Annotated in this window: 25 protein-coding genes and 1 tRNA gene; 15 read left to right on the top strand and 11 right to left on the bottom strand. The window is 67.5% G+C overall.

Annotated elements, in window-relative coordinates; genetic code table 11:
• Positions 1–4: 4 nt before the first annotated feature.
• The 4 genes from rplK to ACRAQ3_RS00905 all read right to left on the bottom strand — a co-directional run bounded on the left by rplK (position 5) and on the right by ACRAQ3_RS00905 (position 1,948).
• Positions 5–457, bottom strand: coding sequence for a 50S ribosomal protein L11 (gene rplK / locus ACRAQ3_RS00920; protein WP_269395567.1), 453 nt, complete (start codon positions 455–457; stop codon positions 5–7).
• 416 nt (positions 458–873) lie between these two features.
• Positions 874–1,407 (bottom strand): transcription termination/antitermination protein NusG, encoded by a 534-nt coding sequence (gene nusG / locus ACRAQ3_RS00915; protein ID WP_085894997.1) that lies wholly within the window; start codon positions 1,405–1,407, stop codon positions 874–876.
• 185 nt (positions 1,408–1,592) lie between these two features.
• Positions 1,593–1,793, bottom strand: coding sequence for a preprotein translocase subunit SecE (secE, locus tag ACRAQ3_RS00910; protein ID WP_045320283.1), 201 nt, complete (start codon positions 1,791–1,793; stop codon positions 1,593–1,595).
• Between the two features lie 79 nt (positions 1,794–1,872).
• Positions 1,873–1,948: transfer RNA gene (locus ACRAQ3_RS00905), tRNA-Trp, on the bottom strand.
• 138 nt (positions 1,949–2,086) lie between these two features.
• Here ACRAQ3_RS00905 and ACRAQ3_RS00900 point away from each other — a divergent pair.
• Positions 2,087–2,776 (top strand): lysophospholipid acyltransferase family protein, encoded by a 690-nt coding sequence (locus ACRAQ3_RS00900; protein ID WP_432255355.1) that lies wholly within the window; start codon positions 2,087–2,089, stop codon positions 2,774–2,776.
• A 91-nt stretch (positions 2,777–2,867) separates the two neighbouring features.
• On the opposite strand, the gene tuf is transcribed toward ACRAQ3_RS00900, so the two are convergent.
• Positions 2,868–4,043 (bottom strand): elongation factor Tu, encoded by a 1,176-nt coding sequence (gene tuf, locus ACRAQ3_RS00895; RefSeq protein WP_269395565.1) that lies wholly within the window; start codon positions 4,041–4,043, stop codon positions 2,868–2,870.
• 140 nt (positions 4,044–4,183) lie between these two features.
• On the bottom strand, positions 4,184–6,502 hold the full coding sequence (locus ACRAQ3_RS00890; protein WP_269395564.1) for a DNA topoisomerase IV subunit A: 2,319 nt from the start codon (positions 6,500–6,502) through the stop codon (positions 4,184–4,186).
• A gap of 139 nt (positions 6,503–6,641) precedes the next feature.
• Between ACRAQ3_RS00890 and ACRAQ3_RS00885 the strand changes: the two genes are divergently transcribed.
• The 9 genes from ACRAQ3_RS00885 (at position 6,642) to ACRAQ3_RS00845 (ending at position 14,265) form a co-directional block, all read left to right on the top strand.
• Positions 6,642–7,145, top strand: a complete 504-nt coding sequence (locus tag ACRAQ3_RS00885) for an SH3 domain-containing protein (protein WP_432255354.1) — start codon at positions 6,642–6,644, stop codon at positions 7,143–7,145.
• An 85-nt stretch (positions 7,146–7,230) separates the two neighbouring features.
• Positions 7,231–8,061, top strand: coding sequence for an SDR family oxidoreductase (locus ACRAQ3_RS00880; protein ID WP_432255353.1), 831 nt, complete (start codon positions 7,231–7,233; stop codon positions 8,059–8,061).
• Between the two features lie 75 nt (positions 8,062–8,136).
• The gene (locus tag ACRAQ3_RS00875; RefSeq protein ID WP_432255352.1) at positions 8,137–8,340 is read left to right on the top strand and encodes a twin transmembrane helix small protein; all 204 of its coding nucleotides are present in this window, start codon (positions 8,137–8,139) and stop codon (positions 8,338–8,340) included.
• The gene (locus ACRAQ3_RS00870; protein WP_432255351.1) at positions 8,340–8,912 is read left to right on the top strand and encodes a cob(I)yrinic acid a,c-diamide adenosyltransferase; all 573 of its coding nucleotides are present in this window, start codon (positions 8,340–8,342) and stop codon (positions 8,910–8,912) included. Before ACRAQ3_RS00875 ends, ACRAQ3_RS00870 begins: the two co-directional genes overlap by 1 nt.
• A 90-nt stretch (positions 8,913–9,002) precedes the next feature.
• Positions 9,003–9,959 carry a calcium-binding protein gene (locus ACRAQ3_RS00865; protein ID WP_432255350.1) on the top strand — a complete coding sequence of 319 codons (957 nt, stop codon included), beginning with the start codon at positions 9,003–9,005 and terminating at the stop codon, positions 9,957–9,959.
• Positions 9,960–10,118: 159 nt separating this feature from the next.
• On the top strand, positions 10,119–10,388 hold the full coding sequence (gene rpsO / locus ACRAQ3_RS00860; protein ID WP_085895005.1) for a 30S ribosomal protein S15: 270 nt from the start codon (positions 10,119–10,121) through the stop codon (positions 10,386–10,388).
• 185 nt (positions 10,389–10,573) lie between these two features.
• On the top strand, positions 10,574–12,706 hold the full coding sequence (gene pnp, locus ACRAQ3_RS00855; protein ID WP_269395820.1) for a polyribonucleotide nucleotidyltransferase: 2,133 nt from the start codon (positions 10,574–10,576) through the stop codon (positions 12,704–12,706).
• Positions 12,707–12,891: 185 nt separating this feature from the next.
• On the top strand, positions 12,892–13,560 hold the full coding sequence (locus ACRAQ3_RS00850; RefSeq protein ID WP_432255349.1) for a hypothetical protein: 669 nt from the start codon (positions 12,892–12,894) through the stop codon (positions 13,558–13,560).
• A gap of 141 nt (positions 13,561–13,701) precedes the next feature.
• The gene (locus ACRAQ3_RS00845; RefSeq protein WP_432255348.1) at positions 13,702–14,265 is read left to right on the top strand and encodes a L,D-transpeptidase; all 564 of its coding nucleotides are present in this window, start codon (positions 13,702–13,704) and stop codon (positions 14,263–14,265) included.
• A gap of 43 nt (positions 14,266–14,308) precedes the next feature.
• Here the strand turns inward: ACRAQ3_RS00845 and ACRAQ3_RS00840 are convergent, their stop codons facing one another.
• Complete coding sequence (locus ACRAQ3_RS00840) at positions 14,309–14,962, bottom strand: peroxiredoxin (protein WP_269395556.1); 654 nt, start codon at positions 14,960–14,962, stop codon at positions 14,309–14,311.
• 118 nt (positions 14,963–15,080) lie between these two features.
• Here ACRAQ3_RS00840 and ACRAQ3_RS00835 point away from each other — a divergent pair, with 118 nt between their 5' ends.
• The 3 genes from ACRAQ3_RS00835 to ACRAQ3_RS00825 all read left to right on the top strand — a co-directional run bounded on the left by ACRAQ3_RS00835 (position 15,081) and on the right by ACRAQ3_RS00825 (position 18,218).
• Positions 15,081–16,529: an aldehyde dehydrogenase family protein gene (locus ACRAQ3_RS00835; RefSeq protein WP_432255347.1), complete on the top strand. Its 1,449-nt coding sequence runs from the start codon at positions 15,081–15,083 to the stop codon at positions 16,527–16,529.
• Between the two features lie 160 nt (positions 16,530–16,689).
• Complete coding sequence (locus tag ACRAQ3_RS00830; RefSeq protein ID WP_432255346.1) at positions 16,690–17,628, top strand: ring-cleaving dioxygenase; 939 nt, start codon at positions 16,690–16,692, stop codon at positions 17,626–17,628.
• Positions 17,625–18,218: an alpha/beta hydrolase gene (locus tag ACRAQ3_RS00825; protein ID WP_432255345.1), complete on the top strand. Its 594-nt coding sequence runs from the start codon at positions 17,625–17,627 to the stop codon at positions 18,216–18,218. The genes ACRAQ3_RS00830 and ACRAQ3_RS00825 overlap by 4 nt, the downstream gene beginning before the upstream one ends.
• Here the strand turns inward: ACRAQ3_RS00825 and ACRAQ3_RS00820 are convergent.
• The 4 genes from ACRAQ3_RS00820 to hspQ form a co-directional block, all read right to left on the bottom strand.
• The gene (locus ACRAQ3_RS00820) at positions 18,215–18,898 is read right to left on the bottom strand and encodes an RluA family pseudouridine synthase (protein ID WP_432255344.1); all 684 of its coding nucleotides are present in this window, start codon (positions 18,896–18,898) and stop codon (positions 18,215–18,217) included. The two genes, ACRAQ3_RS00825 and ACRAQ3_RS00820, sit on opposite strands and share 4 nt — an antisense overlap.
• On the bottom strand, positions 18,882–19,460 hold the full coding sequence (locus tag ACRAQ3_RS00815) for a helix-turn-helix domain-containing protein (RefSeq protein ID WP_432255343.1): 579 nt from the start codon (positions 19,458–19,460) through the stop codon (positions 18,882–18,884). Before ACRAQ3_RS00815 ends, ACRAQ3_RS00820 begins: the two co-directional genes overlap by 17 nt.
• 68 nt (positions 19,461–19,528) lie before the next feature.
• Positions 19,529–20,011, bottom strand: coding sequence for a GAF domain-containing protein (locus ACRAQ3_RS00810; RefSeq protein ID WP_432255342.1), 483 nt, complete (start codon positions 20,009–20,011; stop codon positions 19,529–19,531).
• A gap of 73 nt (positions 20,012–20,084) precedes the next feature.
• Complete coding sequence (hspQ, locus tag ACRAQ3_RS00805) at positions 20,085–20,411, bottom strand: heat shock protein HspQ (protein WP_085895016.1); 327 nt, start codon at positions 20,409–20,411, stop codon at positions 20,085–20,087.
• Positions 20,412–20,494: 83 nt separating this feature from the next.
• Between hspQ and ACRAQ3_RS00800 the strand changes: the two genes are divergently transcribed.
• Positions 20,495–21,379: an AEC family transporter gene (locus tag ACRAQ3_RS00800; RefSeq protein WP_432255341.1), complete on the top strand. Its 885-nt coding sequence runs from the start codon at positions 20,495–20,497 to the stop codon at positions 21,377–21,379.
• 73 nt (positions 21,380–21,452) lie between these two features.
• Complete coding sequence (locus ACRAQ3_RS00795) at positions 21,453–22,037, top strand: transglycosylase SLT domain-containing protein (RefSeq protein WP_269395549.1); 585 nt, start codon at positions 21,453–21,455, stop codon at positions 22,035–22,037.
• Positions 22,038–22,104 lie beyond the last annotated feature (67 nt).

The following is a 22,104-nucleotide window of genomic DNA, read 5'->3' as shown; positions in this document are numbered from 1 at the left end:
GATCTTAGCCTTTCACCTCGATACCCATCGACTTGGCAGAGCCAAGGACGGTCTGCATCGCACCCTCGATCGAGGTCGCGTTCAGGTCCTTCATCTTCGCTTCCGCGATCTCGCGCACCTGGGCGAGGGTCACGGTGCCGGCGGTCTCCTTGCCGGGCTGCACGGCGCCCTTGGGGCGGTTGCGCTTGCCGACGGGCTTGAGACCGGCCGCCTTCTTGAGGAAGAACGACGCCGGCGGCGACTTGATCTCCATCGTGAAGGACTTGTCCTGGTAGTAGGTGATCACGGTCGGGCAGGGCGAACCCTTTTCCATATCCGCGGTCTTCGCGTTGAAGGCCTTGCAGAATTCCATGATGTTGATGCCGCGCTGACCCAGCGCCGGACCCACCGGCGGGGACGGGTTGGCTTCACCTGCCTTAATCTGGAGCTTCAGCTGCCCCATCACTTTCTTGGCCATCGGGCCTCTCCTTGTCGCAACACCCTCCGGACGCGTCCGGACGGCTCTGGTTGGCGTGGTGCGGCTCGACCGGGCGCGCCCGGCTCGCCTCCCACATCCGCGAGGCGCGCGTGGCGCGAATCGCGGCCGGAGATCGGCCGAAACCGTCCCCGGGGAAGGTCGCCGCATAGCCCGGCAGCGGCCGGGCGTCAACCCCGCACCCGATGCCCGTCGATCGCCCTCCGCGATGAGACCCGCGGGTCGAGACCCGATCCCGAGGGCTACCCAAAGAGCTCCGCCCTTTCGAAGTGAACGGTGGAACGCCCTTCGCGACCCGATCTCTCGGTTGCAGGCGATACCGCCCTACCCCGGAAACGAAGAAAGGGGCCCGCGTGGGCCCCTTTCGGAAAACATGACGCGTGCCGGACGGCGGACGCTCAGCCCTGCTTGGCCACTTGGGTGAACTCCAGCTCGACCGGGGTGGCGCGGCCGAAGATCGAGACCGTGACCTTGAGGCGCTGGTTGTCCTCGTCCACCTCCTCGACCAGACCGTCGAAATCCTCGAACGGGCCATCCTTGACCTTCACCTTCTCGCCGACCTCGAAGCGGATCAGGGTGCGCGGGCTTTCCTCGCCCTCCTGCACCCGGCCGAGGATCGCCTCGACCTCGGCGTCGCGCATCGGCATCGGCCGCCCCTGCGGCCCGAGGAACCCGGTGACCCGGTTGATCGAGGTGACGAGGTGGTAGCCCTTGTCGGACATCTCCATGTGCACCAGCACGTAGCCGGGCATGAAGCGGCGCTCGGTCGAGACCTTCTTGCCGCGACGGACCTCGATCACCTCCTCGGTGGGGACGAGCACCTCGTCGATCACGTCCTCGAGCCCTTGCTCGGCGACCTTGGTCCTGATCTGCTCGGCGATCTTCTTCTCGAAGTTCGAGAGCACGGAAACCGAATACCAGCGTTTCGCCATGTTGCCCGACACCTTCCGTCGCAGCCGGCGAAACGCCGGAGCCTCGTTGCAATTCCCGGCCCCCGATCGGGGCCTCTCAAACGGCAAAGCGGCGCGCACTCGCGCGCCGTTTCCCAAGTCCGCCGGTCAGTAGCGCCCGGCGCGGCGCAGATCAAGCCCCACGGCCCGATGCCCGATGGGCGGGATCAGCCGGCCAGCCCTTCCAGCACCGCCTGGAGACCGGAGCGGATGCCCAGATCCACGAGACTGAAGAACAGCGCGGCGACGGCGGCGAGGATGAAGATCATCACCGTGGTCAGCAGCACTTCGCGGCGGGTCGGCCAGACCACCTTGGCGATCTCGGCGCGGGTCTGCTGCGCGAACTGGACGGGGTTGGTTCTGGCCATCATCTACACCTTTCCGGGGATCGATGCGGGACATACGGGGACGCCGCGCGATCTGCAAGCGGGCGCGCCGCGGTGGTCCTGGCAGGGGCAGGGGGACTCGAACCCACGACCCTCGGTTTTGGAGACCGATGCTCTACCAACTGAGCTATACCCCTAAGACCGCCCTCCGAGTAGTCGCAATTCGCGCCGGGATCAAGGGCCCCGGAACGCATTCGGATACCAAAGCCCCCTCCCCCGCCCTTGCCCTTGCGGCGGTGGCTTGCAAGATGCGCGACGCAGCCCGGAGGAACCCCATGTCGATCGGCAAGAGACTGGCCAAGAGCGCCGCCGTGACCCGCGGCATGGGAGGAATCGCCCATGCTTGGCTCGCGCATTGCCAGCGCAACACGTCGTGGGAGCTGCGCGGCGAGGACGGGTTGCGCGCGGCACTGGCCGAGGGTCCGGTGCTGCTGGTGCTGCGCCATTCGCGGCTGATGCTGGGGCCGTTCCACTGGCCGCGCGAGGCCGGCGATCTCTCGACCCTGCACGACACCTCGCCGATCGCGCGAATCGCCGGCGATACGCATCGCAGGCGCGGGCTGACGCCGGTGGCGATGTCGCGACGGCTTTCGAATCTCGCGATGTCGCGCATGGTGATGGAGCGGCTGCGCGCCGGTGCCAGCATCGGCATCACCGCCGACGGCCCGCTGGGTCCCGCCGGCGAGATCAACGACCCGCCGCTCGACTGGGCCCGGATCACCGGGCGACCGGTGTTCTTCTATGCCTACTCCACCGAAAGGCAGAGCCGGGCGAACAGCTGGGACCGGCTGCTGCTGCCGCGCCCGGGTGGCCGCGGCGCGGTGGTGTTCCGGCCCTGGGACCGGCAGATGCCGCGCAAGGCGGACGAAGCGGCGCGCGAGGCGGCACGCGCCGCGATGAAGGCGACGCTCGACGCGACCACGGCCGAGGCCGACGCGATGCTGGGCCTGCCCCCGGGCGACTGAGTCCCACCCCTCGAACGCGAAAAGGGCCGCCCCTCGGGGCGGCCCTTCGATCGTGACGGGACCGGGCGGCGATACCGCCCGGAAACCGGGATCACTCGATGATTTTCGACACGACGCCGGCGCCGACGGTGCGGCCGCCTTCGCGGATGGCGAAGCGCAGGCCGTCTTCCATGGCGATCGGCGCGATCAGCTCGACGTTGAACTTCAGGTTGTCGCCGGGCATCACCATCTCGGTGCCCTCGGGGAGGACGACGGTGCCGGTGACGTCGGTGGTCCGGAAGTAGAACTGCGGGCGGTAGTTCGCGAAGAACGGGGTGTGGCGGCCGCCCTCTTCCTTGGTGAGGATGTAGGCCTCGGCCTCGAACTTGGTGTGCGGCGCCACCGACTTGGGCTTGCACAGCACCTGGCCGCGCTCGACGCCGTCACGGTCGATGCCGCGCAGCAGCACGCCGACGTTGTCGCCCGCCTCGCCGCGGTCGAGCAGCTTGCGGAACATCTCGACGCCGGTGCAGGTCGACTTCTTGGTGTCGCGGATGCCGACGATCTCGATCTCGTCGCCGACATTGATCACGCCACGCTCGACGCGGCCGGTCACCACGGTGCCGCGGCCGGAGATCGAGAACACGTCCTCGATCGGCATCAGGAACGGCAGGTCGACGGCGCGCGCCGGGGTCGGGATGTACTCGTCGACCGCCTTCAGCAGCGCCTTGATCGAGTTCTCGCCGATCTCCTCGTCGCGGCCTTCCATGGCGGCGAGCGCCGAGCCCTTGATGATCGGGATGTCGTCGCCCGGGTAGTCGTAGGACGACAGCAGCTCGCGGATTTCCATCTCGACGAGCTCGAGCAGCTCCTCGTCATCCACCTGGTCGACCTTGTTCATGTAGACGACCATGTAGGGGATGCCCACCTGGCGGCCGAGCAGGATGTGCTCGCGGGTCTGCGGCATCGGGCCGTCGGCGGCGTTCACCACCAGGATCGCGCCGTCCATCTGCGCCGCGCCGGTGATCATGTTCTTCACGTAGTCGGCGTGGCCGGGGCAGTCGACGTGGGCGTAGTGCCGCGTCTCGGTCTCGTACTCGACATGCGCGGTCGAGATGGTGATCCCGCGGGCCTTCTCCTCCGGCGCGCCGTCGATCTGGTCGTAGGCGCGGAAGTCACCGAAATACTTGGTGATCGCCGCCGTCAGCGTCGTCTTGCCGTGGTCCACGTGACCGATGGTCCCGATGTTCACGTGCGGTTTGGTGCGTTCGAATTTTGCCTTGGCCATCTGCGCTGGCGCCTCGCGTGTTCGGGGGCCTCCCTGGCCCGGTTCGACATCGCGGGCGATGTATTTGCATCGGAGAGGGAAATCAAGCGCCAAGAGGCGCGCGGCTTGCACCGCGCGCCTCTTCCCCCGACGAAACGGGATCAGTTGAAGCGGTTGTCGCGCGGGAAGCCGCGCGGCGCCATGCGCCCGGCGGTGGCGCGCTTGGCGGTCCAGTCGGCGAGGTCGCTCTCGGTCCGGGTTCGGCCCGCCGGATCCTTCCAGGACAGCCCCGCCTCCAGCACGAAAGTGGTGGCGTCCGAGAGCCCGCCATCCTTGTACTTCTGCAGCCGTACGCCCTTGCCCCGGGTCATCTCGGGCAGCTCGTCGAGCGGGAACACCAGCACCTTGCGGTTGTCGCCCACCACGGCGACGGCGTCGCCGGTGACCGGCTTGCAGATCTTCGCCACCACCTCGTCCTTGACGTTCAGCACCTGCTTGCCGGCGCGGGTCTGCGCCAGCACCTCGTCCTCGTTGACGATGAAGCCGTCGCCCGCCGAGGAGGCGACCAGAAGTCGCCGCTCCGGACGGTAGAGATGCAGCGCCACGATCTGCGCCTCGTTCGGCAGGTCGACCATCAGGCGCAGCGGCTCGCCCATGCCGCGCCCGCCGGGCAGGCTGCTGGCCGAGACGGTGTAGAAACGCCCGTTCGAGCCGAACACCAAGAGCCGGTCGGTGGTCTCGGCATGCAGCACGAAGCGGCCCTTGTCGCCATCCTTGAACTTCAGCTCGCTATCGAGCGCGATATGGCCCTTCATCGCGCGGATCCAGCCCATCTCGGAGCAGACGATGGTGATCGGCTCGCGCTCGATCATCGCCTCGATCGGCACGTCGGGGATCTCGGTGCCCTCGGCGAAACCGGTGCGTCGCTGGCCGCCGGGCGAGGCATGGCCCATCAGCTTGCGGGTCTCGCGCAGCTGGTCGGCGATCGACTTCCACTGCTTGTCCTCGGAGGCGAGCAGGTCCTCGAGCCCGGCCCGCTCCTGCATCAGCGCGTCCTGCTCCTTGAGAAGCTCCAGCTCCTCCAGCCGGCGCAGGCTCCTGAGCCGCATGTTGAGAATCGCCTCGGCCTGCACCTCGGTGAGGCCACCGCCGCCAAGGCTCTCGGTCAGCGGCGAGCGGTAGTCGCGCTCGGAGACGGCGCGGACGTGGTCGCGGTCCCAGTCCTCGGCCATCAGCGCCTGTTTGGGCTGATCGTCGTAGCGGATGATGTCGATCACCCGGTCGAGATTGAGGAAGGCGGTGATGAAGCCCTCGAGCACCTCGAGCCGGTGGTCGATCTTTTCCAGCCGGTGCTGCGAGCGGCGCTGCAGCACCTCGCGCCGGTGATCGAGGAAGGCGCGCAGCACCTCCTTCAGCGAGCAGACCTTGGGCGTCAGCCCGTCGATCAGCACGTTCATGTTGAGACCGAAGCGGATCTCGAGATCGCTGTTCTTGAACAGCATCCCCATCATCATCTCGGGCTCGACCGTCTTGGCGCGCGGCTCCAGCACGATGCGCACATCCTCGGCGCTCTCGTCGCGCACATCCGCCAGAAGCGGGATCTTGCGGGTCTGGATCAGCTCGGCGAGGCGCTCGATCAGCTTCGATTTCTGCACCTGATATGGGATCTCGGTGACCACCACCTGCCACTGGCCGCGGCCCAGCTCCTCGACCTCCCAGCGCGCGCGCAGCCGGAACGAGCCCCGCCCGGTGCGGTAGGCCGTGAGGATGTTCTCGCGCGGCTCGACCAGCACGCCACCGGTCGGGAAGTCGGGGCCGGGCACGAGATCGACGAGCTTCTCATCGGAGACGCCCGGCGTCTTGATCATGTAGAGGCAAGCCTCGATCAGCTCGTGCAGATTGTGCGGCGGGATGTTGGTCGCCATGCCGACCGCGATACCGGACGAGCCGTTGGCCAGCAGGTTCGGGAAGGCCGCGGGCATCACGACGGGCTCTTCGAGCGTACCGTCGTAGTTCGGACGGAAATCGACCGCGTTCTCGGTCAACCCTTCCATCAGCGCCTCGGCGGCCGCCGTGAGGCGGGCCTCGGTGTAGCGCGCGGCGGCCGGGTTGTCGCCGTCGATGTTGCCGAAGTTGCCCTGCCCGTCCACGAGCGGGTAGCGCACCGCGAAATCCTGCGCGAGGCGGGCCATCGCATCATAGATCGCGGCGTCGCCATGCGGGTGATAGTTGCCCATCACGTCGCCAGAGATCTTCGCGGATTTGCGGAAGCCCCCGGTCGAGGAGAGCTTCAATTCGCGCATCGCATAGAGGATGCGGCGGTGCACGGGCTTCAGCCCGTCGCGCGCATCGGGCAGCGCCCGGTTCATGATCGTGGAGAGCGCATAGCTCAGATAACGCTCGCCTATGGCACGGCGCAGCGGCTCGGTCAGGTCCTGCTCCGGCAGGGCCGGGAGGGCGTCGTCAAGGGGGTCTGGCATGAAAAGCTTCCTATCGACGGGAACCATCGGCGTAAAGTCGCGGTTGGGCAGGCAACGGATCAGCGAGATCCTGCGCCGCGGAGAGCGTCACATGAGAGTGACCAAACCGGCGGGGTGTTGAGCAGAACAAGAGGTTGTCATGAAACATGTTTTCGGCATCGGTGCCACTTTTCTCCTGCTCGGCGTGGGCTATTATGAAATGTCCGGCGGCGCCGATTTCCGGCCGCAGACGATGATCGGCGCGGTGCAGGCCAGCACCCCGTCCCCCGAGATGATCGCCCGCCACGACGTCGAGCGCAGCGAGTCGGGCATTCCGGTCACCGCGATGCGCGAATTTCCCGAGAATGTCGAGTTGATCTCGGCCTCCTTCATGCCGAAGCCGGCCAAAGCCGAGCCGGTCGAGACCGTGGCCACTCCGGCCGTTGCCGAAACCATGTCGGATATCGAACTGCGCCAGATCAGCGGCGATTGGGTAAACATGCGCCAAGGCCCCGGCACCGGCCACGCCGTGCTCGACACCCTGCCCCGCGGGACCGAAGCCCGGCTGATCGAGAGCGCCGGTGGCTGGGCCAGGATCGAGATCACCTCGACCGGCGAGACCGGCTGGATGTCCGAGCGGCTGCTCGCCCCCGTCGAAGGCTGAGCCCGAAATCCATTTGCCGGGAGAGGCGCCCCCGAGGGGCGCCTTTTTCGTTGCACCCCGTCCCCTGCCCCGCCATGAGACCCGCATGGACACCCCCCGCACCCTCCTCGTCACCGGCTCCTCCTCCGGCATCGGCCTTGCATGCGCGCGCCACATGCGCGACCGGGGCTGGCGTGTCTTCGCAAGCTGCCGGGCGGAAGCCGATTGCGCGCGGCTGCGGGCCGAGGGCTTCGACGCGCCGCGGCTCGATTATGCCGATCCGGACAGCGTGGCGGAAGGGCTGGCCGCGGTGCTGGAAGCCACTGGCGGACGGCTCGACGCGCTTTACAACAACGGCGCCTTCGCCTGCCCCGGCGCGGTCGAGGACCTGCCGCGCGAGGCGCTGGCGGAAATCTTCGAGACCAACCTGTTCGGCTGGCACGACCTGACCCGGCAGGTCATCCCGGTGATGCGGGCCCAAGGCGCGGGCCGGATCGTCAACTGCTCCTCGGTGCTCGGCCTAGTGGGGGTGAAGTGGCGCGGCGCCTATGTCGCGACCAAGTTCGCGCTGGAGGGTCTGACCGACGTGCTGCGGCTCGAGATGGCCGGGACCGGCATCCACATCTCGCTGATCGAGCCGGGCCCCGTCACCTCGCGGATCCGCGCCAATTCGATTCCGCATTTCGAGCGCTGGATCGACTGGAAGGGTTCGGCCCGGCGCGCGGAATACGAAGGCCTGCTGCAACGGCTCTATGCCGAGCGTGGCCCCGACCGGTTCGAATTGCCGCCCGAAGCGGTGGCCGACAAGCTCGCCCATGCGCTCGAGGCGAAGCGGCCGCGACCGCGTTACTACGTCACCACGCCCACGCATGTTTCCGGCACGTTGCGGCGGCTGTTGCCGACGCGGGCGCTCGACTGGGTGGTGGCGCGGGGGTGAACCCGCGACACCGCGCCCCGCTTTGCCTCGAGCCGCCCGGCCGCTAGATGGTAGAGCAACCGCGAAAGGCGCCCCATGTTCGAAGATCCGCTATTCATTCTCGTCGTTCTTGCCGTCCTGATCGTCGCCGGCATCCTGATGTTCGGCGTCGGCACCTTCGGAAAGGGTGGCGATTTCAACCGCAAACACGCCAACAAGATCATGCGCTGGCGCATCGGCGCGCAATTCGTCGCGGTGCTGCTGATCCTGCTCTACGTGTTCCTGCGGGGGGTGAACTGATGGTCGTGCTGAACCGCATCTACACCCGCACCGGCGACAAGGGCGACACCGCGCTGGGCGATGGCAGCCGGGTGAACAAGGACGCGCTGCGGGTCGAGGCCTATGGCACGGTCGACGAGACCAATGCCACGATCGGGCTGGCGCGCCTGCATGCCGAGGATGAGATGGACGCCGCGCTGGGCCGCATCCAGAACGACCTGTTCGATCTGGGAGCCGATCTGTGCCGCCCGGACCCCGACCGGGATTCCGAGGCGAAATACCCGGTTCTGCGCATGACCGCCGGCCAGACCGAGCGGCTGGAGCGCGAGATCGACGCGATGAACGAGGCGCTGGAGCCGCTCCGCAGCTTCGTTCTGCCGGGCGGCTCGGCGCTGGCCGCGCATCTGCACCTGTGCCGCACCGTCTCTCGCCGGGCCGAGCGGCTGGCGGTGGCGCTGGGTCGCGCCGAGGCGGTGAACGAGCATGCGGCGCGCTATCTGAACCGGCTTTCGGACTGGTTCTTCGTCGCGGCGCGGATCGCCAATGATTCGGGCCGCGCCGACGTGCTGTGGCAGCCCGGCGCCAACCGCTGATCCCCCGCCCTTAACCCTGCCGGACGGTTCCGGGCCGTCAGTCCTTCGCCGCATGCTAGCCTGCGCTTCGCCCTCGTCGCAGAGATTGCCATGCTCGCCCTGCTCGGACTGCTCGGCCTTGCCCTTGCCGGCGCGGCGTTGCTGCCGCCCATGATCACCGAGGGCGGCTCCGAATCCGATAGCGACGAGATCGACATCGACGGGCCCGACGCGCCGCCGAAGACCGTACCGCTCGACGCAGCCTTCGCGCTGGATGGCGATTCCGCCCTCGAAGCCGCGACACCCTTGCCGCAGCGCCTGTCTGACACGGGCAGCGAGGCCCCCGACGTGATCTTCGGCGACATCGTCGACGCGGGGATGGCCGACCATGTCGAGGCCGGCGCGGGACACGATCATGTCGATCTGCGCGATGGCCCCGACCGGGCCGATGGCGGTGCCGGGGATGACGAGATCCATGGCGGGCGCGGCGAGGATACGCTTGCGGGCGGCACCGGCGATGACGCGCTGTGGGGACATGTCGGCGACGACCTGCTTCGCGGCGGTGCCGGAGACGACGCGATCCGCGCCGGCGCCGGGCATGACCGGCTGTTCGGAGGTGCGGGTCACGACGCGCTGGGCGGCGATCTGGGCGATGACATGCTGCGTGGTGGCGCAGGACGCGACGTGCTGCATGGCGGCGCCGGCGACGATCGGCTCGACGGCACCGGCGACGGCTCGGGCGTCGGGGCGGGCGATTTCCTCAATGGTGGCGCGGGCGACGACGTCATCGCGGCAGGCGCTGGCGACACCGCGCATGGCGGAGCCGGCGGTGACATCTTCGCGCTGCGCAGCGCCGAGGCGGGCGATCCGGCGGTGATCGCCGATTTCGATGCCGCGCTGGATCGGATCGTGGTGCTGCATCCCGAGGGCGCCGCGCCGGAACTGACGCTGGAGCCGCGGCCGGAAGGGTTGCTTCTGCGCGCCGACGGCGCGGCGCTGCTGCGGCTCGCCGGGATCGACGCGCTCGCGCCGGGCGCGGTGCTGCTGCTCACCGATCCCGTCGCCTGAGTCCCGCCGCGACCCCGCGCCACAGCAAACCACTTTCCTTTTCGGGCGATTTCCCCTATGGGCACCCATCCGTCTTCCTATATGGAGGCGGTACTCCATGGGCCCTGCTGGACGACATCCCGGCTTGCGCCATCACTCTCATCCCGAAAGGAGACCCCGATGTCGATCACCGTGGAAGACAAGGCCAAGGTCATCAGCGACTTCGCCACCAAGGACGGCGACACCGGTTCGCCCGAGGTGCAGGTCGCGATCCTGACTTCGCGCATCGCGACCCTGACCGAGCACTTCAAGACCCACAAGAAGGACAACCACGGCCGCCGTGGCCTTCTCAAGCTGGTCGCCCGCCGCCGTAAACTTCTCGACTACGTGAAGAACAAGGACGTCGAGCGCTACCAGGCCCTGATCGGCCGCCTCGGCATCCGCCGCTAAGGTTTTCGGGGACCGCGCCACGGCGCGGTCCCTTTGCTATCCGGGATGGCGCGGACCGGGCTCGACCCGCGTCACGGAAACACGAGAGCCAGGGGCATCCGGCCCCTCCGCAACCCGCCCCCAGGGACTGTTCACGCATTAGGGGGGCACAAGGGCCCGAAGGTCGGGCCAGAATGGAAAAGACGATGTTTCACGACGTGAAAAAATCGATCCAGTGGGGCGAAGAGACGCTGACGCTGGAAACCGGCAAGGTCGCGCGCCAGGCCGACGGCTCGGTCATCGCGACGCTGGGCGAAACCAGCGTGATGGCCAACGTCACCTTCGCCAAGGCGCCGAAGCCGGGTCAGGACTTCTTTCCCCTGACCGTCCACTACCAAGAAAAATACTACGCCGCCGGCAAGATCCCGGGCGGCTTCTTCAAGCGCGAGGCGCGCCCGACCGAGAAGGAGACGCTGACCGCGCGCCTGATCGACCGGCCGATCCGCCCGCTCTTCGTGCCGGGCTTCAAGAACGAAGTGCTGGTGATGTGCACCGTGCTGAGCCACGACCTCGTCAACGATCCCGACGTCGTCGCGATGATCGCGGCCTCGGCCGCGCTGACGATCTCGGGCGCACCCTTCATGGGTCCGATCGCCGGTGCCCGCGTCGGCTATGTCGATGGCGACTACGTGCTGAACCCGACCGTCGATGACATGCAGAACCTGCGCTCGAACCCCGAGCAGCGCCTCGATCTGGTGGTCGCGGGCACCAAGGACGCGGTCATGATGGTCGAGTCCGAGGCCTACGAGCTGACCGAGGACGAGATGCTCGGCGCCGTGACCTTCGCGCATGAGCAGATCCAGCCGGTGATCGACCTGATCATCGATCTGGCCGAGGAATGTGCCAAGGAGCCCTTCGACTTCACCCCCCCGGACTACTCGGCGCTCTACGACGCCGTGAAGGCCGCCGGCGAAGAGAAGATGCGCGCCGCCTTCGCGATCACCGACAAGCAGGAGCGCACCGCCGCCGTCGCCCAAGCCCGCGAGGACATCAAGGCCCAGCTCACCGAGGAGCAGCTCGAGGACGCGAATCTCGGCTCGGCACTGAAGAAGCTCGAATCGAGCGTGCTGCGCGGCGACGTGGTCAAGAAGGGCCAGCGCATCGACGGCCGCAACCTCGACACCGTCCGCGACATCGTCGCCGAGACCGGCCTGCTGCCGCGCACCCATGGCTCGGCGCTGTTCACCCGCGGCGAGACCCAGGCGCTGGTCGTGACCACGCTCGGCACCGGCGATGACGAGCAGTTCATCGACGCGCTGCACGGCAACTTCAAATCGAACTTCCTGCTGCACTACAACTTCCCCCCCTACTCGGTGGGCGAAGTGGGCCGCGTCGGCTCCCCCGGCCGTCGCGAGATCGGCCATGGCAAGCTCGCTTGGCGCGCGCTGCAGGCGGTGCTGCCGGCGCCGACCGACTTCCCCTACACGATCCGCCTCGTCTCGGAGATCACCGAATCGAACGGCTCGTCCTCGATGGCGTCGGTCTGCGGCGGCTCGCTGGCCATGATGGATGCGGGCGTGCCGCTGAAATCGGCGGTGGCCGGCGTTGCGATGGGCCTCGTGCTCGAAGAGGACGGCTCCTATGCGGTGCTGACCGACATCCTCGGCGACGAGGATCACCTCGGCGACATGGACTTCAAGGTTGCGGGCACCGAGACCGGCATCACCTCGCTGCAGATGGACATCAAGGTCGCGGGCATCACGCCCGAGATCATGAAGAAGGCGCTGGCGCAGGCCAAGGCCGGCCGCCTGCACATCCTGGGCGAGATGAACAAGGCGCTCTCCGGCGTCGGTGAGTTCTCGGTCCACGCGCCGCGCATCGAGACGATGCAGATCCCGACCGACAAGATCCGCGAAGTGATCGGCTCGGGCGGCAAGGTGATCCGCGAGATCGTCGAGGTCTCGGGCGCCAAGGTCGACATCAACGATGACGGCGTGATTAAGATCGCCTCGGCCAATGGCGAAGCGATCCAGAAGGCCTATGACATGATCTACTCGATCGTGGCCGAGCCCGAGGAAGGCAAGATCTACAAGGGCACGGTCGTGAAGCTCGTCGATTTCGGCGCCTTCGTGAACTTCTTCGGCAAGCGCGACGGCCTCGTGCATGTCAGCCAGATCGAGAACCGCCGTCTGAACCATCCCTCGGACGTTCTGAAGGAAGGCCAGGAGGTCTGGGTCAAGCTGCTGGGCTTCGACGATCGCGGCAAGGTGCGCCTGTCGATGAAGGTCGTGAACCAGGAGACCGGCGAGGAAGCCAAGGAAGATGCGCAGGCCGACTGATCCGGTTTGCATCGATACGGAAAAGGGGCCTTCGGGCCCCTTTTTTCATGCCCGATCCCTGCGCGTCGCCAGTCCTGCGGCGCCGCGACCACATGCATTGGTTATCGATAGGGGCAGGCCGCCCTTGGGTTGCGGCCGCCCTGTCGTCCTCGGCAGATGCGCCAGCAAGACAACAAGGATCCCCCATGCGTCCCAGCCTCCCCCTCGCCGCCGTTTTCCTGCTCGTCGCCACGACGGTTCAGGCGCAACCACTCACCGACAGCGTCGAGGGTGCCTCCACCGGCTTCGGCGTTTCCAGCTTCGGTCTCTATGGCTCCGCCGCCTACGAGGTGATGCCCAGGCTGCGCCTGCGCGGCGTCCTCACCGGGATTCCGGATTTCGAGTTCGAGGGCGACAAAGATGATTTCGGCACGGAAATCACCGCCGATGGCAGCTTCGGCGGCATCGCCGCTCTGGCGGATTACCACCCCTATGGCGGTGGCTTCCGCATCTCGGGTGGCCTGTTCTTCTCCAGCAGCGATCTCGACGGCAGCGGCCGGGGCTTCGAGGCGGACGACGGCATGCGCTACGACGATGCGCGCGTCGATGCCTCGGTCCGCTTCGCGAACGAGGTCGCGCCGATGCTGGCGCTTGGCTACACGAGCGGCGGCGCGCATGGCTGGGGCTTCGAGAGCGAGATCGGTCTGATCGGCATCGGTGGCGTTGAGGTGGCGCTCGACGGTACTAGCGGCGATCCGAGCGTCGATGCGGAGTTCGAAGCCGACCTGCAGCAGATGGAAGACGACGCCAACGAGACCGGCAGCGATCTGGTCGTCTACCCCTGGCTCTCGCTCGGCGTCAGCTACCGCTTCTGATTCAAGGCTTTATGCCCTCATGGCCGGCCCCTGTCGGGGCCGCCCATTTTTCTGCGACGAGGTTAACCACGGCGCGGCGATTCGGTGTTATGCTCCCCGGACAGAGGCGAAACGGGCCGCAGAGCCCGGACAGGAGCAGGCATGAAACTCTCGAGACGAGGCGTACTTGCGGCTGCCGCCGCGATCGTGGCCACCGGACCGGTTCTGGCCGCCCCCCCGCGCGTAGTAAAGATCCCGCGCGAGTGGCTGCCCACCGAAATCAGCGTCAACGAGGCGCTGGCGCCGGGGCAGATCCACGTGCGGATCGCGCAGAACAGGCTCTACTGGACCTTGGGCAATGGCCGGGCGATCCGCTATGTCGTGGCGCTCGGCGCGGCGGGGCGCAACTTCACCGGCACCGCCCAAGTGGCGCGCAAGGCCGAATGGCCGGCCTGGACGCCCACCGCCAACATGATCCGGCAGGAGCCGGCGGTCTACGGCCCCTATGCGGGCGGACTGCCCGGTGGCCATGCCCGCAACCCGCTCGGCTCGCGCGCGCTCTATCTCTACCAGAACGGGCGCGACACCTATTACCGCATCCACGGCACGCCGCAGCCTTGGACCATGGGACGCAAGTTCTCGTCGGGCTGCGTGCGGCTGATCAACGAACATGTCGAGGATCTCTACGACCGCGTGCCGATCGGCACGACGGTCGTCGTCATCTGAACCCGGCGCGCCCCTCTCGACGGGGCGCGCCGCTCGTTTCGCCTTACTGCGGTGATTTGGTCATCCGCAGATAGGGCAGCACGGTCTCGAACTCGCCGAACTTGGCCTTCGCGTCCTCGTCCGAGAGCGTGGCCGGGATCACCACGTCCTGACCGACCTGCCAGTCGGCCGGCGTTGCCACCCCCTTGCCGGTGGTGAGCTGCAGCGCGTCGAGCGCGCGCAGCACCTCCGAGAAGTTGCGTCCGACGGTCATCGGATAGGTCATCGACAGCTTCAGCTGCTTGTCGGGACCGATGACGAAGACGGCACGCACGGTGGCGCTGTCGTTGGGGGTGCGACCGTCGGGCAGATAGGCGTCGGCGGGCAGCATGTCGAAGGCCTTGGAGATCTCCAGACCGTCATCGGCGACGATCGGGAACTCGGGCGCGACGCCGCCGGCCTTCTCGATGTCCTTCTTCCAGCGGACATGCTCGTCGACGCCGTCCACCGAGACGCCGAGCACCTTGGTGCCGCGCTTCTTCCACTCGGCGTCGAGCCGCGCCACGGCACCGAACTCGGTGGTGCAGACGGGGGTGAAGTCCTTGGGATGGCTGAAGATGATCGCCCAGTTATCGCCGACCCAGTCATGCAGGGCGAACTCGCCCTGGTCTGTCTTGACGGTCAGATTCGGAATCTCGTCATTGATGCGCAGGGCCATGGTAACCTCCTGTAACACTGTTCCCGTGGCCAACATAGGAAGCCGCGGCACCGCCTGCCATAGCTTGCGGCCCCGATCCGCCGGTGACACTCTGCGCCGCGACACGGAGGAGATCCCCATGATCGAGAAACGCGACTTCTACATCGACGGCCGCTGGACCGCGCCCTTGGACGGGCGCGACTGCGAGGTGATCGACCCCTCGACCGAAGAGCCCTGCGCTGTCATCTCTCTCGGCGGTCAGGCCGACACCGATGCCGCCGTCGCCGCCGCCAAGCGCGCGGGCCCCGGCTGGCGCGCCACCCCGCCCGCCGAGCGGCGCGCCGTGGTCGCGCGCATCCTCGAGCAATACGAGGCCCGCAAGGAGGATCTGGCGCAAGCGATGAGCCGCGAGATGGGCGCGCCGATCGATCTGGCGCGCAACAGCCAGGCCACCTCCCTGCCCTATCACCTCGAGAACTTCCTGACGGCCTTCGACCAGATCGAATGGCTGCGGCCCTTGGGCGATCATGCGCCCGACACGATGATCTCGCTCGAACCGATCGGCGTGGTCGGGCTGATCACGCCGTGGAACTGGCCGATGAACCAGGTGACGCTCAAGGTAATCCCGGCGCTGCTGGCGGGTTGCACCGTGGTACTGAAGCCCTCCGAGGAGGCGCCGCTGTCCTCGATCGTCTTCGCCGAGATGCTCGACGCGGCCGGTGTGCCGCCGGGCGTGTTCAACCTCGTCAACGGCGACGGCGCCGGCGTCGGCACGCAGCTCTCGACCCACGAGGACGTGCAGATGATCTCCTTCACCGGCTCGACCCGGGCCGGCCGCGCCATCTCCAAGGCGGCGGCCGAGACGCTCAAGCGGGTGACGCTGGAGCTGGGCGGCAAGGGCGCCAACCTGATCTTCGCCGATGCCGGGGAAAAGGCGGTGGTGCGCGGCGTGCGGCACTGCATGCAGAACACCGGTCAGTCCTGCAACGCGCCGACCCGGATGCTGGTCGAGCGCGGTTTCTACGACGAGGCGGTCGAGATCGCCGCCCGCACGGCGCAGGAAACCGGCGTCGGCCCGGCGAGCCAGGAGGGCCGCCATATCGGCCCGCTCGTCAACAAGGCGCAATGGACCAAGGTGCAGGATCTGATCGAGACCGGCATCAAGGAGGGCGCGCGGCTCGTCGCGGGCGGCCCCGGCCTGCCCGAGGGGGTCAATCGCGGCTACTTCGTGCGGCCCACGGTCTTTGCCGACGTGACGCCCGACATGACCATCGCGCGCGAGGAGATCTTCGGCCCGGTGCTCTCGATCATGCCGTTCGAGGACGAGGCGCAGGCGATCGAGATTGCCAACGACACGCCCTATGGCCTGACCAACTACGTGCAGTCCGCCGACCCGGCGCGCCGCAACCGTCTCGCCCTGGCGCTGCATGCGGGCATGATCGAGATGAACGGCCGGCCGCGCGGCGCGGGCGCGCCCTTCGGCGGCGTCGGCCAGTCGGGCCGGGCTCGTGAAGGCGGGGTCTGGGGCATCGAGGAGTTCCTGGAGGTCAAGGCGATCTCCGGCTGGGGCCTCGACGCTGCCGAGTAAGCATCGCGGCGCGTCCCTGTCGGGGCGCGCCCGTCTAGGCCTCGGTGCCGGCAAGGCATGTGCGACTTGTGCGCCCATGCACCGATCCCGCGCCCGGAGCGGGGATTTCGGCGCGACCGTGCTAGCTTATCTCTGAGCCGAGCACAGGGGAGCCAATGCCATGCTGGATCAGATCAGGGGCCTGCACCACGTCACCTCGATGGCGTCCGGGGCCCGGGCCAACAACGCCTTCTTCACCGACACGCTCGGCCTGCGCCGGGTGAAGAAGACGGTGAATTTCGACGCGCCCGACGTCTATCACCTCTATTATGCCGACGAGATCGGCACGCCGGGCACGGTGATGACCTATTTCCCCTTCCCTCAGGCTGCGCGCGGGCGCAGGGGCGCGGGCGAGGTGGCGCTGACCGGTTTCGCCATTCCGCAAGGCAGCGCCGAGGCGTGGGAGACCCGGCTGCGCGAGCGCCATGTCGAGAACATCGTTCGCGACAGCAGTTTCGGTGCCCCCCGCCTCCTGTTCGACGGCCCCGATGGCGAAAGGCTGGCGCTGGTCGAGGCACCGGCAGACGGGCGCGCCCCGTGGACCGGCGGTGGTGTGTCGGAAGGGATCGCGATCCGCGGCTTTCACTCGGTCGAAATGCTGTTGCGTGACAAGGCGGCGACGGTCGAGCTTCTGGAATTCATGGGATACCGCGAAGCGGCCAGCGACGGGGCGGTGACACGCTACGAGATCGCGGGTGGCAACCCGGCGAGCCGCATCGACATCCGGGTCGATCCGGCGGCGCCGCGCGCACAGGCCGGCGCGGGTTCGGTGCACCACATCGCTTTCGCCGTCGAAAACCGCGCCGCGCAGGCCGAGGTCGCCGAAAGGCTGGCCGAGGCCGGCTGGCCCACCACGCCACAGATCGACCGCGACTACTTCTTCGCGATCTATTTCCGCAGCCCGGGCGGTGTGCTGTTCGAAGTGGCGACCAACGAGCCCGGCTTCGACCGCGACGAGGATCGCGCGCATCTGGGCGAGGCGCTGAAGCTGCCCAAGCAGCACGAACATCTGCGCGCCGAACTCGAGCGCCGGCTCGAACCGCTGGGACATGACGCGTGACGCTTCATGCTGCGCACCATGAGGGGCGCCCCGGCGCGCCCCTTCTCCTGACCTTTCACGGCACGGGCGGCGACGAGCAGCAGTTCCACAGCTTCGGCACCGAACTGCTGCCCGGGGCGCATGTCGTCTCGCCGCGCGGCACGGTGAGCGAGGGCGGCGCGCTGCGCTATTTCCGGCGTCGTGCCGAGGGCGTCTACGACATGGAGGATCTGGCCATGCGCCGCGACGAGATGGCGGAATTCGTCGCGGCCGAGATCGCCCGCACCGGCGCCACGCGGGTTCTGGGCCTCGGCTATTCCAACGGCGCGAACATCCTTGCCGCCGTGGCGCTGACACGGCCCGATCTCTTCACCGATCTGGCGCTGCTGCACCCGTTGATCCCGTGGACCCCGGCGCCGCAGCCCGGGCTCTCCGGTCGCCGCGTATTCATTTCCGCCGGCGAACGTGACCCGATCTGCCCGGCGCCGATGACACGAGCCCTCATCGCCTATCTGCAGGCGCAGGGGGCCGACATCACCCAAGTCTGGCATCCCGGCGGCCACGAGGTCCGGCCCGCCGAGATCGACGCCTTGAGAGATTTTTTCGGCTAGAACGGCGCCTTGGCGCTGTAGCGCACGCCCTTGCCGCCATCGGGGTGACGGAACTGCAACGTTTCGGAATGCAGCATCAGCCGCGGATGATCGCGCGCCTCGCCCTCGGCATAGAACGGGTCGCCGAGGATCGGATGACCGAGCGCCTGCATGTGCACGCGCAATTGGTGGCTGCGCCCGGTCTTCGGCATCAGCCGCACCCGGCTTTCGCTCGCATCGGCGCGCAGCACCCGCCAGTCGGTGACCGCCTGTCGCCCGTTCTCGTGATCGACCATCTGCCGTGGCCGGTTCGGCCAGTCGACGATCAGCGGCAGGTCGACGGTGCCGGTCGTGGGCTCCAGCCGTCCCCGTACCCGCGCGACATAGGTCTTCTTCGCCTGCCGCTTTTCGAATTGCAGACCGAGATGGCGCTGGGCGTGCGGCGTCAGCGCGAAGACCATGACGCCCGAGGTGTCGCGGTCGAGCCGGTGCACCAGAAGCGCCATCGGATAGGCTTCCTGCACCCGGGCCAGCAGGCAGTCGGCAAGGTGTTCGCCCTTGCCGGGGACCGAGAGCAGCCCGGCGGGTTTGTCGACGATCAGCACCTCGTGATCCTCGTGAATCACGACGAGCGGCTCGATCGGCGGATCGTAGGCGCTGCCGATATCGGGTTCGGGCGGGGTGTCAGGCGTCCGGGTCATCCCGCAGCGGTGCCAGCAGCCAGACCACCGTGCAAGGGGTGTCGTGGGGATTGAGCCAGGATATCTCCTCGCCCCGGGCCCAGAAGCTGTCGCCGGGGCCAAGCGCGTGATGCCGCCCGCCGATCCGGATCTCGAACCGGCCCTCCAGCACGTAGCCCATCTCGACCCCGCCCCTTCGGCTCGGCTGGTCCGAAGCGGAATGCGCCTCGAGCGTGCTGCGGTAAAACTGGATTCCATGGACGAGCGGGGCGAGCAGGTCATCGACCGCCCCGGTATTGTCGGCCGGCAGCGGGCGGCGTTGATCGGCGCGCAATATGTTGCCCGCTTCGGGGATCGGCTCCGCATCGCGGAGAAACAGCTGCGACAACGGCAGATCGAACGCCTGCGCGATGGCGACCAGATCGGCGTAGCCTGGCTGGGAGCGATCCCGCTCCACCTGGCTAATCCAGCCGGTGGAGCGGTTGGTGAGAGCCGCGAGATCCGCGATCCTCAACCCGCGCGACTTTCGCAAGCGTCGCAGGTCCCGCCCCAAACTGCCGCGCTCTGGCGAAGCGTCACTCATCAACCACCTGGCCTTTAGTACAGGGCACGGCGCCTTCTCTACCAAGGCGAGGCACACCGCAACACGATTCAACCGCGCGCGGTGCGCTGATGTCCAAAGAACACAGTTTTCATGAGCGCTTCCAAGCGTTCGGCATCCTCCGCGTCGAAGGCATCCGGTTGGTCGCTGTCGATGTCGAGCACCGCAAAGACCTCGCCCTGCGAATCGCGCAGGGGAATCACCAGCTCCGAGCGGGTCGAGGCCGCGCAGGCGATATGGCCCGGGAACGCCTCGACATCCCGCACGAGCTGGGTCTCCCCGCTGCGCGCGGCGGCGCCGCAGACGCCGCGGTCGAAGGGAATGGTCAGGCAGCCATGGCCGCCTTGATAGGGCCCGATCTTGAGAAGGCCCGGCGCCGTCACCCGGTAGAAACCGGTCCAGTCGAAGCGGTCATCGGCATGGTGCAGCTCGCAGGCGATGGTCGCCATCAGCGCGATCTCGTCGGTTTCCCCCTCGGTCAAGGCGAGGATACGCGCGCGCAACTCGTCGAAAGGCAATGTGGTCGTCGTCATGAGGGGCTCCCGCTGAGGCGATCCAACAGGTGTACCGAGCCGCGCGGCCCGTGCAACCCTTTGACGGCGCGCCCTAGTTGAGATCCACCTGCAGGGGATAATGCCCGTCCTCGAAGGGGCCGAAGAGATCGTCCAGATCGGGGTGATCGACCGGCTCGCCGGAATAGTCGGCGACGAGGTTCTGCTCGCTCACATAGGCCACGTAGTAGCTTTGCGCATTCTCCGCGAGCAGGTGGTAATAGGGCTGCTGCTTCGCCGGGCGGCTGTCCTCGGGGATCGACTGATACCATTCCTCGGTGTTCGAGAAGATCGCGTCGACATCGAAGATCACGCCCCGGAACGGGTGCTTGCGATGGCGGACCACCTGACCCAGTGAATATTTCGCGCGCGACTTCAGCATGGCAGACCGTCCTTTCCACCAGTAATACCCGCAAAGCCCCTCACAGGTCCATGCGGGGCGGTCAAGTGGGGGAGAAACAGTCCGTGAACCTTGTTCTGACAGTGCTGGAGATCACTGCGCCGGTCTTCGCCCTCGCCACGATCGGCTTCGTCTGGGTGCGACTCGGCCTCGCCTATGACGTGCCCTTCGTCAGCCGCATGGCGATGACCATCTCAGTGCCCTGCCTGATCTTCGTGGCGCTGATGCAGACCGAGATCGACCCCTCGGCGCTGGCCACCCTCTCGCTCGCCGCCGCGCTCAGCTACGCGGTGCTGGCGGCGCTCCTCGCGGCGCTCCTGGCGGTGATGCGGCTCGACATGCCGACCTATCTGGCGCCGCTGATCTTCGGCAATACCGGCAATCTCGGCCTGCCCCTGGCGCTCTTTGCCTTCGGGCAGGAGGGGCTGGGCTACGCGGTCGTGGTCTTCGCGGTGATGGCGATCGGCTCCTTCACCTTCGGCATCTGGCTGGTGGCGGGGCGCGGATCGCTGGGTCGGGTGCTGCGCGAACCGCTGGTCTGGGGTACGGTGCTGGGCGCGCTGTTCCTGTGGCGCGGCTGGCAGACGCCGCAGGTGGTCACCAACACGCTGGAGCTAGTGGGCCAGATGGCGATTCCATTGATGCTGATCACGCTGGGCGTCGCGGTGGCGCGGCTCAGGCCCGGCACGCTGGCGCTTTCGACCGGGTTATCGGCCACCAAGATCGCACTCTGCGCCGGCGTGGCGGTGGGGCTGGGGCTGTGGTTCGCCCTGCCGCCAGTGGCCTTCGCGGTGCTGGTATTGCAGATTTCGACCCCGGTGGCGGTGACCTCCTACCTGCTGGCCGAGAAATATGGCTCCGACGCGCAGGCCGTTGCGGGTCTGGTGGTCACATCCACGTTGCTGTCGGTGATCGCTTTGCCGCTCATACTGGCAATCGTGATCGCTTGATCTACCCTGCCCTGTTCCACGGCGGCTCGGCTTCGGCTAGGCTCGCAAAAAAACGAGCACTTGCGAGGGGCAGATGAGCAGACTCTTTCGCGCCATGATTCTGTTGGCCGTCCTGGCCGGATGCGGGCCGCGCGACTTCGCCGCCCCGCGCGAGTTGGACGACGCCTGCAGCATCGTGCGCCAACATCCCGACTATCTCCGCGCCTTCAAGGCGACCGAGCGCAAATGGGGCGTGCCGGTCCCGGTCCAGATGGCGATCATCTACCAGGAGAGCAAATTCGTCGGCAACGCGCGCACGCCGTTCCAGTGGAAGCTCGGCGTGATCCCGGTGGGCCGTCAATCCTCGGCCTATGGCTACAGCCAGGCCCTGGACGGCACCTGGGAGGAATACATGGAGCAGGAAGGCGGCTGGCGCCACAAGCGCGACGACATCCGCCATGCCACCAACTTCATGGGCTGGTACATGAACGGCACCCAGCGCGAGCTGGGCATCCCGCTCTACGACACGCGCAACCAGTACCTCGCCTATCACGACGGCCGCGCGGGCTACCGGCGCGGCACCTGGAAGTCCAAGGGTTGGCTGATCAACGTCTCTGACGCGCTGGCGCGGCGCACGCTGCTCTACGACAGCCAGCTGCGCGCCTGCGGCAAGCGCTGAACCACGGATGCGGGCGGCCTTAGGGCCGCCCTTTCCTTGTGCGGCAGGCCGATGCAGTCCCTTCGGG

The sequence above is a fragment of the Limimaricola sp. AA108-03 genome (assembly GCF_050847355.1).
GTDB lineage: Bacteria > Pseudomonadota > Alphaproteobacteria > Rhodobacterales > Rhodobacteraceae > Limimaricola.
This window is presented reverse-complemented; position numbering and strand designations above follow the sequence as displayed.

Coding starts and splice junctions, on each gene's coding strand:
- rplK (WP_269395567.1), bottom strand. CDS start 457: ATGGCCAAGAAAGTGATGGGGCAGCTGAAGCTCCAGATTAAGGCAGGT.
- nusG (WP_085894997.1), bottom strand. CDS start 1,407: ATGGCGAAACGCTGGTATTCGGTTTCCGTGCTCTCGAACTTCGAGAAG.
- secE (WP_045320283.1), bottom strand. CDS start 1,793: ATGGCCAGAACCAACCCCGTCCAGTTCGCGCAGCAGACCCGCGCCGAG.
- ACRAQ3_RS00900 (WP_432255355.1), top strand. CDS start 2,087: ATGTCGATCGGCAAGAGACTGGCCAAGAGCGCCGCCGTGACCCGCGGC.
- tuf (WP_269395565.1), bottom strand. CDS start 4,043: ATGGCCAAGGCAAAATTCGAACGCACCAAACCGCACGTGAACATCGGG.
- ACRAQ3_RS00890 (WP_269395564.1), bottom strand. CDS start 6,502: ATGCCAGACCCCCTTGACGACGCCCTCCCGGCCCTGCCGGAGCAGGAC.
- ACRAQ3_RS00885 (WP_432255354.1), top strand. CDS start 6,642: ATGAAACATGTTTTCGGCATCGGTGCCACTTTTCTCCTGCTCGGCGTG.
- ACRAQ3_RS00880 (WP_432255353.1), top strand. CDS start 7,231: ATGGACACCCCCCGCACCCTCCTCGTCACCGGCTCCTCCTCCGGCATC.
- ACRAQ3_RS00875 (WP_432255352.1), top strand. CDS start 8,137: ATGTTCGAAGATCCGCTATTCATTCTCGTCGTTCTTGCCGTCCTGATC.
- ACRAQ3_RS00870 (WP_432255351.1), top strand. CDS start 8,340: ATGGTCGTGCTGAACCGCATCTACACCCGCACCGGCGACAAGGGCGAC.
- ACRAQ3_RS00865 (WP_432255350.1), top strand. CDS start 9,003: ATGCTCGCCCTGCTCGGACTGCTCGGCCTTGCCCTTGCCGGCGCGGCG.
- rpsO (WP_085895005.1), top strand. CDS start 10,119: ATGTCGATCACCGTGGAAGACAAGGCCAAGGTCATCAGCGACTTCGCC.
- pnp (WP_269395820.1), top strand. CDS start 10,574: ATGTTTCACGACGTGAAAAAATCGATCCAGTGGGGCGAAGAGACGCTG.
- ACRAQ3_RS00850 (WP_432255349.1), top strand. CDS start 12,892: ATGCGTCCCAGCCTCCCCCTCGCCGCCGTTTTCCTGCTCGTCGCCACG.
- ACRAQ3_RS00845 (WP_432255348.1), top strand. CDS start 13,702: ATGAAACTCTCGAGACGAGGCGTACTTGCGGCTGCCGCCGCGATCGTG.
- ACRAQ3_RS00840 (WP_269395556.1), bottom strand. CDS start 14,962: ATGGCCCTGCGCATCAATGACGAGATTCCGAATCTGACCGTCAAGACA.
- ACRAQ3_RS00835 (WP_432255347.1), top strand. CDS start 15,081: ATGATCGAGAAACGCGACTTCTACATCGACGGCCGCTGGACCGCGCCC.
- ACRAQ3_RS00830 (WP_432255346.1), top strand. CDS start 16,690: ATGCTGGATCAGATCAGGGGCCTGCACCACGTCACCTCGATGGCGTCC.
- ACRAQ3_RS00820 (WP_432255344.1), bottom strand. CDS start 18,898: ATGACCCGGACGCCTGACACCCCGCCCGAACCCGATATCGGCAGCGCC.
- ACRAQ3_RS00815 (WP_432255343.1), bottom strand. CDS start 19,460: ATGAGTGACGCTTCGCCAGAGCGCGGCAGTTTGGGGCGGGACCTGCGA.
- ACRAQ3_RS00810 (WP_432255342.1), bottom strand. CDS start 20,011: ATGACGACGACCACATTGCCTTTCGACGAGTTGCGCGCGCGTATCCTC.
- hspQ (WP_085895016.1), bottom strand. CDS start 20,411: ATGCTGAAGTCGCGCGCGAAATATTCACTGGGTCAGGTGGTCCGCCAT.
- ACRAQ3_RS00795 (WP_269395549.1), top strand. CDS start 21,453: ATGAGCAGACTCTTTCGCGCCATGATTCTGTTGGCCGTCCTGGCCGGA.